At 57.7% G+C, this 14,040-nt stretch carries 9 protein-coding genes; all 9 read left to right on the top strand.

Features of this window, described 5'->3' with window-relative positions; all coding sequences use genetic code 11:
* The first annotated feature begins 8 nt into the window (after positions 1–8).
* The 9 genes from EDC52_RS18360 (at position 9) to trhP (ending at position 13,923) form a co-directional block, all read left to right on the top strand.
* Positions 9–791 (top strand): ABC transporter substrate-binding protein, encoded by a 783-nt coding sequence (locus EDC52_RS18360; RefSeq protein ID WP_131867581.1) that lies wholly within the window; start codon positions 9–11, stop codon positions 789–791.
* A gap of 200 nt (positions 792–991) precedes the next feature.
* The gene (locus EDC52_RS18355) at positions 992–2,221 is read left to right on the top strand and encodes an MdtA/MuxA family multidrug efflux RND transporter periplasmic adaptor subunit (protein WP_131867579.1); all 1,230 of its coding nucleotides are present in this window, start codon (positions 992–994) and stop codon (positions 2,219–2,221) included.
* The gene (locus EDC52_RS18350) at positions 2,221–5,334 is read left to right on the top strand and encodes an MdtB/MuxB family multidrug efflux RND transporter permease subunit (RefSeq protein WP_131867578.1); all 3,114 of its coding nucleotides are present in this window, start codon (positions 2,221–2,223) and stop codon (positions 5,332–5,334) included. Before EDC52_RS18355 ends, EDC52_RS18350 begins: the two co-directional genes overlap by 1 nt.
* The gene (gene mdtC / locus EDC52_RS18345) at positions 5,331–8,414 is read left to right on the top strand and encodes a multidrug efflux RND transporter permease subunit MdtC (RefSeq protein ID WP_131867576.1); all 3,084 of its coding nucleotides are present in this window, start codon (positions 5,331–5,333) and stop codon (positions 8,412–8,414) included. The genes EDC52_RS18350 and mdtC overlap by 4 nt, the downstream gene beginning before the upstream one ends.
* Before the next feature lie 7 nt (positions 8,415–8,421).
* Positions 8,422–9,873 carry a multidrug transporter subunit MdtD gene (gene mdtD / locus EDC52_RS18340; protein ID WP_131867574.1) on the top strand — a complete coding sequence of 484 codons (1,452 nt, stop codon included), beginning with the start codon at positions 8,422–8,424 and terminating at the stop codon, positions 9,871–9,873.
* Positions 9,874–9,880: 7 nt separating this feature from the next.
* Entirely contained in the window at positions 9,881–11,248 is a 1,368-nt protein-coding gene (gene baeS, locus EDC52_RS18335; protein WP_131867572.1) for an envelope stress sensor histidine kinase BaeS, read from the top strand.
* A 14-nt stretch (positions 11,249–11,262) separates the two neighbouring features.
* Positions 11,263–11,967, top strand: coding sequence for an envelope stress response regulator BaeR (baeR, locus tag EDC52_RS18330; RefSeq protein WP_131867570.1), 705 nt, complete (start codon positions 11,263–11,265; stop codon positions 11,965–11,967).
* A 90-nt stretch (positions 11,968–12,057) separates the two neighbouring features.
* On the top strand, positions 12,058–12,396 hold the full coding sequence (locus tag EDC52_RS18325) for a YegP family protein (RefSeq protein WP_131867568.1): 339 nt from the start codon (positions 12,058–12,060) through the stop codon (positions 12,394–12,396).
* 144 nt (positions 12,397–12,540) lie between these two features.
* Entirely contained in the window at positions 12,541–13,923 is a 1,383-nt protein-coding gene (gene trhP, locus EDC52_RS18320; RefSeq protein ID WP_131867566.1) for a prephenate-dependent tRNA uridine(34) hydroxylase TrhP, read from the top strand.
* Positions 13,924–14,040: the final 117 nt, after the last annotated feature.

Raw genomic sequence — 14,040 nt, 5'->3', positions numbered from 1 at the left:
GGTATACGATGAAAAAACTGACGCAATTGCTGATGCTGTCCTGCGGATTTGCCGCCCTTTCGGCATCGGCGGATGAGGGTAAAATCCGTTTCGGTCTGGAGGCACTTTATCCGCCATTTGAGTCTAAAACGGCCAATGGCGCCCTCGAAGGGTTTGATATCGATCTGGGTAACGCCGTCTGCCAGGCTGCCAAGGTCAAATGCGAATGGGTTGATACCTCCTTTGACAGCCTTATTCCCGGGCTGCAGAGCCGTAAATTCGATGCGATCAATTCGGCGATGAATGTGACGGAAAAACGTCGCCAGGCGATTGACTTCACTGATGTGATTTATCGGGTACCGAGTAGGCTCATCGCTCGCGCCAACAGCAACCTGCGGCCTGCGGCCGAAGCGTTGGCAGGTAAAAATATCGGTGTCCTGCAGGGCTCGATTCAGGAATCCTATGCCGCTGCCCACTGGGCGCCCCACGGGGTAAATGTGGTGCCCTACCAGGACCAGAATCAGATTTACCTGGATCTGACAGCGGGCCGTCTGGACGGTACGCTGGTGCTGGCGCCGGCCGGGCAATCAGGTTTCCTGTCCCAGCCGCTGGGTAAAGGCTATGCCTTTGTCGGCGATGCGGTCAGCGATGACAAAATCCTGGGCAGCGGCATTGCCTTCGGCATCCGTAAAGGGGACGAAGCGCTCAAGCAGCAGCTCAATAAAGCCATCGCCGAGGTAAAAAATCGCGATACGGTATCCATTCTTTCCAAGAAATATTTTGGCGATATCGACGTCTCGGTTCCGCATTGAGCACCCGATCCCGGGTAACACGATTACCCGGGAGTTACCACGTTTTTACCTTTTCGACTCCCCTCTCTGGGAAAATAATCCACAGTTCCTCCATTTTTACAGCCTCATTTCTGACTACAATCGATGTATGGTTTTCCTTTTATCAGGAACATGCGATCCTTGCTATTAATCATCACTTATCTTTTTCGGAAAATTAAGACATGAAGGCTTATCGCATTGGACGCTTTGCTGGCCTTATGCTGCTGTTGATTGTTATCGTTGCCGGATATGCGATTTGGCGTCATTTTGACGCCTCCCGCTCGCCATCGGCCCAAGGAGAGTCAGTGGCTGCCGCATCAGGCCACGGGCGTGATGGTCGGCCCGGCAGGGCTGTGCCGCCGGTACAGGCAGCGGCGGTGCAAAGCAAAGCAGTGGCGCAATACTTGAATGGATTGGGTACCGTGACGCCCGCCGCAGTGGTGACGGTGCGCAGCCGGGTTGATGGACAATTAATGTCGCTGCATTTTCAGGAAGGCCAGCAGGTGAAGGCCGGCGCGTTACTGGCCCAAATCGACGCGCGTCCTTTTGAAGTACAGCTACTGCAGGCACGCGGGCAACTGGCCCGAGATCAAGCGACCCTGGCCAACGCGCGCCGGGACCTGGCCCGCTATCAGCAATTGGTGAAGACCCATCTGGTTTCCCAGCAGCAGATGGATGCCCAGCAAGCGACAGTACGCGAGTACGAAGGCACGCTGCAGGCCGACCAGGCAGCGGTCGCCAGCGCCGAGCTGCAACTGACCTACAGCCGCATCACCGCGCCATTCGATGGCCGGGCCGGCTTGCGCCAGGTCGATGTCGGCAACCAGATTTCCAGCGGCGACACCACCGGCATCGTCGTATTGACCCAGACCCAGCCGATAGACGTACTTTTTACTCTGCCCGAAGGTGATATCGCCAGCGTCATTGCCGGGCAGCGTTCCGGCAGCGCCCTTGGGGCCGAAGTCTGGGACAGGGCCAACCAGGTCAAACTGGCTGAAGGCCGGCTGCACAGTATGGATAACCAGATTGATGTCACCACCGGCACGGTAAAACTCAAGGCCCGCTTCGATAACCAGGATGACAGCCTGTTTCCCAATCAGTTTGTCAATGTCAGGCTCAAGGTCGGCACGCTGCAGGATGCCATCGTGATACCGCCAGCAGCGCTGCAGATGAGCAATGAAGGACATTTTGTCTGGGTCATCAACGACGACGGCAAAGTCAGTCAGAAACGCGTCACCACCGGGCCTCAGGACAGTAGCCAGGTGGTTATCACCGCCGGGCTGCAGGCAGGACAGCGGGTGGTAACTGACGGCATTGACCGACTGACGGAGGGCGCGCAAGTCGAGGTCGTCACCCCCGGGGTAGCCTCTGCGCCCGGGGCGACACCTGAACGTCGCGGGGAAAAATCCTGATGCAGGTGTTGCCCGATAGCGGCCACGGCGGCCCCTCACGCTGGTTTATACTGCGTCCGGTGGCGACGACGCTTATCATGATCGCCATTCTGCTAGCCGGTATCATGGGCTACCGGGCACTGCCGGTTTCGGCCCTGCCCGAGGTGGACTACCCTACCATCCAGGTCGTCACTCTCTATCCGGGTGCCAGCCCGGATGTCGTTACCTCAGCCATTACCGCCCCGCTGGAGCGTCAATTCGGTCAAATGTCTGGGCTCAAGCAAATGTCTTCCCGCAGCTCAGGCGGGGCATCGGTCATTACCCTGCAGTTTCAACTGGAACTGCCGCTGGATGTCGCCGAGCAGGAAGTCCAGTCAGCGGTGAACAATGCCTCTAACCTGTTGCCTGAGGATTTGCCCAATCCGCCGGTTTACAGCAAAGTAAACCCGGCTGACCCGCCAATCATGACCCTGGCGGTCACCTCCACCTCGGTGGCCATGACCCAGGTACGGGATATGGTCGAAACCCGGGTGGCGCAGAAAATATCCCAGGTAGCCGGTGTAGGCCTGGTATCCATTTCCGGCGGCCTACGTCCGGCGGTACGGGTCAAATTTAATGCCCCTGCGCTTGCGGCCTATGGACTGGACAGTGAAACGGTGCGCAGCGCAATCAACGGCGCTAATGTCAATTCGGCCAAAGGCAGCCTGGACGGACCGGAACGGTCAGTGACGCTTTCGGCCAATGACCAGATGAAATCCGCCGAAGAATACCGCCGGCTGATTATTTCGTGGCAGAATGGCGCACCGGTGCGCCTGGGCGATGTGGCTACCATTCAACAGGGAGCTGAGAACACTCAGTTGGGCGCCTGGTCCAACCGCCAGCAGGCGATCATTCTGAATGTACAGCGCCAGCCCGGTGCCAACGTCATCGACACCGCCGACAGTATCCGCGCCCTGCTTCCCTCCCTCACCGCCAGTCTGCCAAAGTCAGTCGAGGTGTCGCTGTTAACCGATCGCACCGAAAATATCCGCGCCTCGGTCAGTGATGTACAGTTTGAACTGCTGCTTTCCATTGCCCTGGTAGTAATGGTGATGTATCTGTTCCTGCGCAATGCGGCAGCCACCTTTATTCCGGCCATCGCCGTGCCCTTGTCGCTGGTCGGTACCTTTGGCGTAATGGTGTTTCTCGGCTTCTCGGTCAATAACCTGACGTTGATGGCCCTGACCATTGCCACCGGTTTCGTGGTGGATGACGCCATCGTGGTCATTGAAAACATTTCCCGCTACATCGAACAAGGCGAAAAACCGATGGCGGCGGCGCTCAAGGGCGCGGGAGAGATAGGCTTTACCATCATCTCTTTGACGTTTTCACTGATCGCGGTATTGATTCCGCTGTTGTTTATGGGCGATATCGTCGGCCGGCTGTTCCGAGAGTTTGCCGTCACCTTGGCCGTCGCCATCCTTATTTCGGCGGTGGTCTCTCTGAGTCTGACGCCGATGATGTGTGCCCGGATGCTTAATCCGGCCGCCCTGCGCCGGCAAAATCGCTTTAGCCAGTATACAGAACGACAGTTTGAACGCCTGGTCGCCGGCTATGGCCGTCTGCTGCGGCGGGTGCTGGCTCATCCCTGGCTCACCCTGTCGGTCACCCTTGGCACGCTGGCGCTGACCGTGGCGCTTTATCTGCTTATCCCGAAGGGCTTCTTTCCATTGCAGGACAATGGGGTGATCCAGGGCACTGTCTTGGCGCCGCAGAGCGTGTCATTCGACAATATGGCCAGGCGTCAGCAGGCAGTTGTCTCCGTCATCATGCGCGATCCGGCAGTGCAAAGCGTCTCATCGCAAATTGGCGTGGATGGCACCAATGCAACGCTTAACAGCGGCAGGCTGCAGATCAATCTCAAGCCGCTGGGCGAGCGCAGCGACCGCATCAGGCCGGTAATCGCACGGCTGCAGCAGTCCACCTCGCACCTCACCGGCAGCCAGCTGTTTCTCCAGCCGGTCCAGGACCTGACCATCGATACCCAGACGTCACGCACCCAATACCAGTTTACCCTGCAGGCCATGTCGCTGGAGGATTTAAGTAAATGGATGCCGCCGCTGCTGACCGCACTCGGTCAATTGCCGCAGATCCGCGATGTGGCAAGCGACCTGCAGGACAAGGGGCCGGAGGTCTATCTCAACGTCGACCGGGACACCGCCGCCCGTTTGGGCATCAGCATGACCGATGTGGTCAATGCGCTCTACAACGCCTTCGGCCAGCGTCTGGTATCCACCATCTATACCCAGGCCAATCAATATCGGGTAGTGCTGGAACAGAATACCGAGGCCAACCCCGGCCTGGCGGCGCTGCAGGATATCCGACTGCTTGGCAGCGACGGCCACAATGTGGCGTTGAGCACCCTTGCTACGATAGAACATCGCCAGGGTCCGCTATCCATTGATCACCTTGAGCAGTTTCCGGCCGCCACCGTGGCGTTCAACCTGGCGCCTGGCGTTTCCCTTGGCGACGCGGTCAGCGCCATAACCCAGGCCGAGCAAGCGCTGGAAATGCCGTCCAGCATCACCACCCGGTTCCAGGGCAGCACCCTGGCATTTGAGGCGGCGCTCAACAGTACCGTCTGGCTTATTGTTGCCGCTATCATCGCCATGTATATCGTGCTGGGGATCCTGTATGAAAGTTTCATTCATCCGGTCACCATTCTCTCCACCCTGCCCAGCGCCGGCGTCGGGGCGCTGCTGGCGCTGATGCTGGCCGGCAGGGAGCTGGACGTTATTGCCATCATCGGCATCATTCTGCTGATCGGCATCGTCAAGAAAAACGCCATCATGATGATCGACTTTGCCCTGGCGGCTGAGCGGGAGAAAGGCATGGCGCCACTGGACGCCATCTTCCAGGCCTGCCTGCTGCGATTTCGCCCGATCCTGATGACCACGTTTGCGGCGCTGTTCGGCGCGCTGCCGCTGATGTTCAGCACCGGGGCCGGCGCCGAACTGCGCCAGCCGCTGGGTATCTGCATGGTAGGCGGGCTTATCGTCAGCCAGGTGTTGACGTTGTTTACCACGCCGGTTATCTATCTGCTGTTTGACCGGCTCGCGCAGAGCGGCAGTCGTCGCCGATCGGCGGCGACATGAGATTTTTCGCCCTGTTTATTTATCGTCCGGTCGCTACGCTGCTGCTGATGCTGGCGATAACCCTCTGCGGGGTACTGGGTTTCAGACTGCTGCCGGTGGCGCCGCTGCCCCAGGTGGAGTTTCCGGTCATTCTGGTCAGCGCTTCTCTGCCGGGCGCGGCGCCTGAAACCATGGCTTCATCGGTCACCACCCCGCTGGAGCGGGCGCTGGGACGGGTAGCCGGCGTCGATGAAATGAGTTCCTCCAGCAGCCTGGGCAGCAGCCGTATTATCCTGGTGTTCGATTACGATCGGGACATTAACGGCGCTGCCAGAGACGTTCAGGCGGCATTAAATGCCGCCCAGAGCCTGCTGCCGACCGGCATGCCGAGCCGCCCGCGCTACCGCAAAGTCAATCCATCCGATGCGCCGGTCATGATCTTGTCGCTGACCTCGGATACCTACAGTCAAGGACAGCTTTACGATATCGCCTCGACCCAGCTGGCGCAGAAAATTTCCCAACTGGACGGGGTAGGCGACGTTACCGTCGGCGGCGGCTCGCTGCCGGCCGTCAGGGTCGACCTCAATCCCCAGGCGTTATTCAATCAGGGCGTCTCCCTGGACCAAGTCAGGCAAGCCATCAGCCAGGCCAACGTCAGACGCCCGCAAGGCTCGCTGGCGGATAATAATTCGCGCTGGCAAATCCAGAGTAATGACGCCCTTAAAACCGCATCCGACTATCAGCCGCTGATTGTCCATTACCATAACGGTGCCGCCGTTAGGCTTAAGGATGTGGCGGATGTCCGTGATTCGGTGCAGGACGTGCGCAACGCCGGGATGGCCAATGCCAAGCCGGCGGTACTTATCATCATCCGCCGCTCGCCGGATGCCAATATCATCTCGACGGTGGATAATATCCGCGCCAGCCTGCCGGCGCTGCAGCAGACCATCCCGGCGGCGTTGACGCTGAATGTTGCCCAGGATCGTTCGCCGACCATTCGCGCTTCGCTGGACGAAGTGGAGCAATCGCTGGTTATCGCCGTGGCGCTGGTCATCCTGGTGGTATTTCTGTTCCTGCGTTCATGGCGCGCCACACTTATCCCGGCGCTGGCGGTACCGGTCTCGCTTATCGGCACCTTTGCCGCTATGTACCTGTGCGATTTCAGCCTGAACAATATTTCCCTGATGGCCCTCACCATCGCCACCGGTTTTGTGGTGGACGACGCTATCGTCGTGGTAGAGAACATCGCCCGCCACGTCGAGGAGGGGCTTAAACCGCTGGCTGCCGCCCTGCAGGGGGTGCGCGAAGTCGGCTTTACCGTGGTATCGATGAGCGTCTCGCTGGTGGCGGTATTTATCCCTCTGCTACTGATGGGCGGCCTGCCCGGCAGGCTGTTTCGTGAATTCGCCGTCACCTTGTCGGTATCGATCCTTATCTCCCTGGTGGTATCGCTGACGCTGACGCCGATGCTGTGCGCCCGCCTGTTGCGAAAGCGCCAACCAGCCCCACCAGGCCGCTTCAGCATCGGCAGAGCATTACAAAAGCTGCAGGATGGCTATGCCGCCTCACTGCTTTGGGTACTGAAACATGCCCGCTGGGTGCTGATGCTGTTTATCGCGACCCTCGCTCTTAACGTCTGGCTGTATATCGCCATCCCCAAAACCTTTATGCCTGAACAAGATACCGGCAGGCTGATGGGCGGCATCCAGGCCGATCAGAGCATTTCCTTCCAGGCGATGCGCGGTAAGCTGCAGGATTTTATGCGTATCGTATCTCAGGATCCCGCGGTGGATAATGTCACTGGCTTCACCGGCGGATCGCGGGTCAACAGCGGTTCAATGTTTATTTCCCTGAAACCGCTGGCGGAACGCCAAGCGTCCTCGCAACAGGTTATCGACCGATTGCGCACCAGGCTGGCCCGCGAGCCGGGGGCTAATCTGTTCCTGATGGCGGTGCAGGACATTATGGTCGGCGGACGCGAGTCTAATGCCGGCTATCAGTACAGCCTGCTGGCCGATGACCTGGCGGATCTGAGGCAATGGGAGCCGCGCGTCCGTCAAGCGCTGGCCAAATTGCCCCAATTGGCCGATGTCAATTCAGACCAGCAGGACAAAGGCGCCGAACTGGGGATAATCTACGACCGGGATGTGCTGTCCCGGCTCGGGTTGTCGGTATCCTCTATCAATGCCTTGCTGAACAACGCCTTTGGCCAGCAGCAGATTTCGACCATCTACCAGCCGCTCAATCAGTATAAAGTGGTCATGGAGGTGGCGCCGGCCTATACCCAGGATCCTTCGGCGCTGGATAACATGTTTGTCATCAACAGTCAGGGGGCCGCGATCCCGCTGTCTTCCTTTGCGCGCTGGCAACCGATTAACGCCCCATTGTCGGTCAATCACGAAGGACTGTCGGCGTCGTCCACCATTTCATTCAACCTGCCCCAGGGCATGACGCTTGCCGATGCCGAGCAGGCCATCGAGCGCACCATGACCGAGTTAGGGGTGCCTTCCAGCGTGCGCGGCAGTTTTGCCGGCACCGCCAAAGTGTTCCAGCAGACCCAGCAGTCACAGCTGTTCCTGATACTGGCGGCGGTGGCGACGGTCTATATTGTGCTGGGCATACTCTACGAGAGCTACATCCACCCGCTGACCATCCTTTCCACCCTGCCCTCGGCCGGGGTGGGTGCCTTGTTGGCGCTGGAGCTGTTCAGCGCACCGTTCAGCCTGATTGCGCTGATCGGTATCATGCTGCTAATCGGTATCGTCAAAAAAAATGCCATTATCATGGTGGATTTTGCCTTGACGCTGCAAAGGCAGGGCGGCATCAGTGCGGTTGACGCTATCTTCCAGTCATGCCAACTGCGTTTCAGGCCGATCCTGATGACCACCCTGGCGGCGCTTTTCGGTGCGCTGCCGCTGGTGCTCGGCAGCGGCGATGGGGCTGAATTGCGCCAGCCGCTGGGGATAACCATCGTCGGCGGCCTGGTAATGAGTCAATTACTGACCCTTTACACCACGCCGGCGATATACCTGTTTTTTGATAAGTTGCGCCCCGCGAGTCGAGCGGCCAGGCATGGCTCTGCATCAACTGAGCAGGGTTGACCGGCAGATGAGATGGCATCCTTTCACTCGCCGGCCGCTCACCCAGGAAGCGGCGCAAACCACTACCGTGCGCTGGCAGTTGTGGACGGTCGCATTTGGCTTTTTCATGCAGGCGCTGGATACCACCATCGTCAATACTGCTCTGCCCGCCATGGCCCGCAGTCTGAACGAAAACCCGCTGCACATGCATTCGGTCATTGTGTCTTATGTGCTGACCGTGGCAGTAATGCTGCCCGCCAGCGGCTGGCTGGCGGACCGGGTCGGGGTGCGTAAGGTGTTCTTCAGCGCTATCGTGCTGTTTACCTTAGGATCGCTGTTATGCGCCCGGGCGCAAAGCCTGGATGTGCTGGTGATGGCCCGGGTCATTCAGGGCGTGGGCGGCGCGATGATGGTGCCCATCGGTCGACTGACGGTACTGAAAATTGTTCCCCGGGCTCAGTATATGGCGGCGATGGCCTTTGTGACACTGCCCGGCCAGGTCGGACCACTAATGGGGCCGGCACTGGGCGGGCTGCTGGTGGAGTATGCCAGTTGGCACTGGATTTTTTTGATTAATGTCCCGGTGGGGATTATCGGCGCAGTGGTTACCTGGAAACTGATGCCCGATAACCGCATGCCCGCCGCCGGCTTTGATCTTTTCGGCTTCCTGCTGCTGGCGCTGGGCATGGCCACGCTGACCCTTTCATTGGATGGTCATAAAACCCTCGGCCTGAGCCTGGGGCTGGTAGCGATACTGGCCATCACCGGCGTGCTGGCGTTGACCGGCTACTGGCTTCACGCCCGCCACAATGATATGGCCCTGTTCAATCTCAGGCTATTCGATACGCCGACCTTTTCAATCGGTTTGCTTGGCAGCCTGTTCGGGCGCATCGGCAGCGGCATGCTGCCGTTTATGACGCCGATGTTCCTGCAACTGGGCATGGGCTTTTCGCCGTTTCATGCCGGGCTGATGATGATTCCCATGGTACTCGGCAGCATGGGCATCAAAAGAATGATTGTGCAGATCGTTAATCGGTTCGGCTACCGGGCGGTACTGACCGGGGCTACGCTCGCCCTGTCGGTCATCACGCTGATATTCCCGCTGGCGGCGATGGCCGGCTGGACCTATGCACTGCCGGTGATTTTATTGTGCCAGGGGATGGTCAACGCCATGCGGTTTACCAGTATGAACACCGTCACCCTGAAAGATTTGCCTGATGCCCTGGCCAGCGGCGGAAACAGCCTGTTGTCGATGGTTATGCAACTCTCCATGAGCCTCGGCGTCACTACCGCCGGCATGCTGCTGGGTGCGTTCGCCCTGCCCCTGACCGCGGCCGGTTCCGGTGATATTCATCCGGTTTTTCTGGCAACCTATCTGTGCATGGCGCTGATAATCGCGCTGCCGGCGCTGATTTTTGCCCGTATTCCCACTGACTCGACGCCGAGTGCGCTGTTGTCCCGGCGTGAAAACCGCAAATGAGGTCATCATGAAATTCGGCATCACCGGAAAACTGTTCCTGGCGCTGCTGGCCACCTGCATGTTGGTGATTATCATCATGCATTGGGGGGTTAGATTAAGTTTTGAGCGCGGCTTTATTGATTACATCAAGCGCAGCAACAACCAGCGTATCGTTCTGCTGGCCAACGCCCTATCGGAGCAGTACGGCCAACATGGTGACTGGGCATTCCTGCGCAATAACGAGCGATTTGTTTTCCAGGTGCTGCGTTCATTCGAGCAGAATGCCGATGAGGGTAAGAATCTGCCACCTCATGGCTGGCGTACCCAGATATGGGTGGTAGACGCTGATTATCAGCGATTGGTCGGCCCGCAGAGCTCGTTACCCAAAGAGGGACCCAGACGCGCTATTCTGTCGGCAGGCAACACCGTAGGCTGGGTGATTTCGACACCGGTAGAACGACTGACCCGTAATGCCGATATCAATTTTGACAGCCAGCAGCGCCGCACCAGCTGGCTTATCGTATTACTGGCGGGACTGCTGGCGGCGGCAGTGGCCTGGCTGACCGCCAGGGTGTTGCTGGCCCCGGTGAAGCGTCTGGTCAGAGGCACCCACCGGCTGGCGGCCGGTGATTTTTCTGCCCGCATCACCACCGGCAGTGAAGATGAATTGGGTAGGCTGGCCCAGGACTTCAACCAGTTGGCAATCACCCTGGATAAAAACGAGACCATGCGACGGGCATTTATGGCCGACGTCTCGCACGAGCTCCGTACCCCGTTGGCGGTGCTGCGTGGAGAGCTTGAAGCCATTGAAGACGGGGTGCGCAGCCTGACCCCCGACAGCCTGAGTTCCCTGCAGTCGGAGGTCAGCGTGCTGACCAAACTGGTGGATGATCTCCATCAGCTGGCATTATCCGACTCAGGCGCGCTGGCTTATCGCAAGTCACGTATTAATGTCATCGATTTGGTACATATCGCTATCGCCGGCTTTAATGACCGTTTTGCCGCCAAAGACATTTCCTTACATTGCGCACTGCCGCAGCAGGCTTGGATTTTCGGTGATGAGATGCGCCTGAGCCAGTTGTTCCATAATCTGATGGAAAACAGCCTGCGTTATACCGATGCCGGCGGAAAAGGCGTTATCAGCGGTGAAATCAGCGACCAATGGCTGCAGCTAGACTGGCAGGACAGCGCGCCCGGCGTAGAAGATCAGCAATTATCGCGCATCTTTGAGCGATTTTACCGGGCGGAAGGTTCGCGTAACCGAGCCAGCGGCGGATCAGGCCTTGGCCTGGCCATTTGCCAGAATATCGCTGAGGCCCACGGCGGCACGCTATCTGCCGCACACTCTCCCCTGGGCGGTTTGACGGTCACCCTCAGATTACCCCTTTCATCGTAGCGGACGGCAAGCAGATGCAAACTCAGTCAACTTCTCCCCTGACAGTCCTCATCGTTGAAGATGAACCCAAACTCGGCCAGTTGCTGGTGGACTATCTCCAGGCGGCAGAGTATCAGACCCATTGGCTCACCCGCGGTGATCAGGTTGTTGATTATCTGCACGCCAACCCGGTGGCGCTGGTGCTGCTGGACTTGATGCTGCCCGGTAAAGAGGGTCTGGCGGTCTGCCAGGAGATTCGGCGTTTTTCCGATGTGCCGGTTATCATGGTGACCGCCAAAATAGAAGAAATCGATCGGCTGCTGGGATTGGAGATCGGCGCCGACGATTATATCTGCAAACCTTACAGTCCCCGTGAAGTTGTCGCCCGGGTAAAAGCCATTCTGCGACGCATACAGCGTCCCGTCGCCACGGTGGCCGACTCAGGGCCATTGCGCATTGATGAAGCCCGTTTTCAGGCCAGTTACCAGGATGTGCTGCTGGACCTGACTCCTGCGGAATTCAGGCTGCTGAAAATATTATCGACTGAACCGGGTAAGGTTTTCTCGCGCGAAGCATTGCTTAATATGCTTTACGACGACTATCGGGTCGTCAATGATCGAACGATAGACAGTCATATCAAAAACCTGCGGCGCAAGTTGGAAGCGCTGAGCAGTGAAACCCCCTTTATCCGGGCGGTATATGGCGTTGGCTACCGTTGGGAGGCGGACGAGGCAAATTGAATTTAACCGATTCAGCCACGGTAGATTTTGTTGACCGCTTCTATAATTGAACTAGCGTGTTTGCGTCCGTTCTTTTATTGGAGATGCCCCATGTCTCACGTTTATTATGAGCTGAAAAAAGTGCGTAACGGCCATTTTCTTTTCAAACTGAGAGGCTCTGCCGGAGAAATCATTTTTTTCAGCGAAGTCTACTCAAGTAAGGCCTCGGCGGAACATGCCATCAGCTATGTTCGCTACAGTGCACCGGATGAAACGACCTATGAACTCAGGCACGATAGCCATGAGCGTCCCTACTTTATACTGAAAAGTAAAGATGAACAGATTATCGGCCACAGCGATCCTTACAGTTGCGAAAGTGCCGCGCGAAAAGCGATTAAAACCGCCATGCAATGCGCCGTGACTCCGGAAATCAAGGATTTAACCCGCTAGGGTTATTTCGCCGGCGGTATCGATCCGGTAGCATAATTGATACCCCTACATTTTTTACTGATTTTTCTCTCGTCTGGGGCTAAAATCGCCGCCTTAACTGCTGCGGTCTCGCGGCAGGCTGACTTGATATCAGACGAGAACCTCATGTTGACTCCCGAATTGCTCTCTCCCGCCGGCACGCTGAAAAATATGCGTTACGCCTTTGCCTATGGCGCCGATGCGGTCTATGCCGGACAGCCTCGCTACAGCCTGCGGGTCCGTAATAATGAATTCAATCATGAAAACCTGGCGTTGGGCATTAATGAAGCTCATGCTCTGGGTAAAAAGTTTTATGTCGTGGTGAATATCGCCCCTCACAATGCCAAGCTGAAAACCTTTATCCGTGATTTGAGGCCGGTAATTGATATGGGTCCAGATGCGCTTATCATGTCCGATCCCGGACTTATCATGATGGTCAGGGAAGCCTTCCCAGCCATGCAGATCCACCTGTCGGTGCAGGCAAACGCCGTTAACTGGGCAACGGTCAAATTCTGGCAGCAGGCAGGCTTGTCCAGGGTGATTCTTTCCCGCGAACTGTCACTGGATGAAATTGCTGAAATCCGCGCCCAGGTCCCGGAAATGGAACTTGAGGTATTTGTACACGGCGCGCTTTGCATGGCCTATTCCGGGCGCTGCCTGCTGTCCGGCTACCTCAACAAACGAGACCCCAATCAGGGCACCTGCACCAATGCCTGCCGCTGGGAGTATAAGGTCCAGGAAGGCAAAGAGGATGACATCGGCAATATCGTTCACCGCCATGAACCCATTGCCGTGCGCCAGACAGTCGAGCCCACCCTGGGCGTCGGTGCGCCGACCGACCAGGTGTTCATGCTGGAAGAGGCGATGCGTCCGGGAGAATACATGACGGCGACCGAAGATGAACACGGCACCTATATCATGAACTCCAAGGATCTGCGCGCTATCCAGCATGTAGGCCGGCTGACCCAGTTGGGCGTGCATTCCCTCAAGATAGAAGGTCGCACCAAGTCATATTATTATTGCGCCCGCACGGCACAGGTTTATCGCCGGGCTATCGATGATGCCGCAGCCGGCAAGCCGTTTGATGAAAGCCTGATGCAAACGCTTGAAGGGCTTGCCCACCGAGGTTACACCGAGGGGTTCCTGCGTCGGCACACCCATGATGCACAGCAAAATTATGATTATGGGTACTCGGTCTCCGACAGCCAGCAGTTCGTCGGGGAGTTCACCGGCGAACGCCGCAAGGGTCTGGCGGAGGTTGCCGTCAAGAACAAATTCTCCCTGGGTGACAGCGTTGAACTGATGACCCCGGCGGGCAATATCAGCTTTACGCTTGAGCGTATCGTCAATAGCCAGGGAACTGATGTCGATGTCGCGCCCGGCAACGGTCATACCGTTTACCTGCCGGTCCCTGAAACGCTGGAAGTCGGTTTTGCGCTGTTGATACGCAATCTGCCCGCCGCCGCCTCCACGCGTAACCCGCATCAACAGCAGGCTCACGCCGGCTGATGCAGAATTATGCGGGTAATTAGAATTTGGTCACAAACTTACCCGCAGCAACGGCGTATGATGGCCACGCTGAAATAACATCATAACAATGACCCAGCTACACCAGGAACCACCTCT

Origin of the sequence: Biostraticola tofi, assembly GCF_004343195.1 — a bacterium.
In the GTDB taxonomy this organism is placed as follows: Bacteria; Pseudomonadota; Gammaproteobacteria; order Enterobacterales; family Enterobacteriaceae; genus Biostraticola; species Biostraticola tofi.
The sequence above is the reverse complement of the archived record's forward strand: the minus strand, read 5'-3'. Positions and strand labels throughout refer to the sequence as shown.

Excerpts from the sequence above, each read along its gene's own strand:
- EDC52_RS18360 (WP_131867581.1), top strand. The coding sequence starts at position 9 with ATGAAAAAACTGACGCAATTGCTGATGCTGTCCTGCGGATTTGCCGCC.
- EDC52_RS18355 (WP_131867579.1), top strand. The coding sequence starts at position 992 with ATGAAGGCTTATCGCATTGGACGCTTTGCTGGCCTTATGCTGCTGTTG.
- EDC52_RS18350 (WP_131867578.1), top strand. The coding sequence starts at position 2,221 with ATGCAGGTGTTGCCCGATAGCGGCCACGGCGGCCCCTCACGCTGGTTT.
- mdtC (WP_131867576.1), top strand. The coding sequence starts at position 5,331 with ATGAGATTTTTCGCCCTGTTTATTTATCGTCCGGTCGCTACGCTGCTG.
- mdtD (WP_131867574.1), top strand. The coding sequence starts at position 8,422 with ATGAGATGGCATCCTTTCACTCGCCGGCCGCTCACCCAGGAAGCGGCG.
- baeS (WP_131867572.1), top strand. The coding sequence starts at position 9,881 with ATGAAATTCGGCATCACCGGAAAACTGTTCCTGGCGCTGCTGGCCACC.
- baeR (WP_131867570.1), top strand. The coding sequence starts at position 11,263 with ATGCAAACTCAGTCAACTTCTCCCCTGACAGTCCTCATCGTTGAAGAT.
- EDC52_RS18325 (WP_131867568.1), top strand. The coding sequence starts at position 12,058 with ATGTCTCACGTTTATTATGAGCTGAAAAAAGTGCGTAACGGCCATTTT.
- trhP (WP_131867566.1), top strand. The coding sequence starts at position 12,541 with ATGTTGACTCCCGAATTGCTCTCTCCCGCCGGCACGCTGAAAAATATG.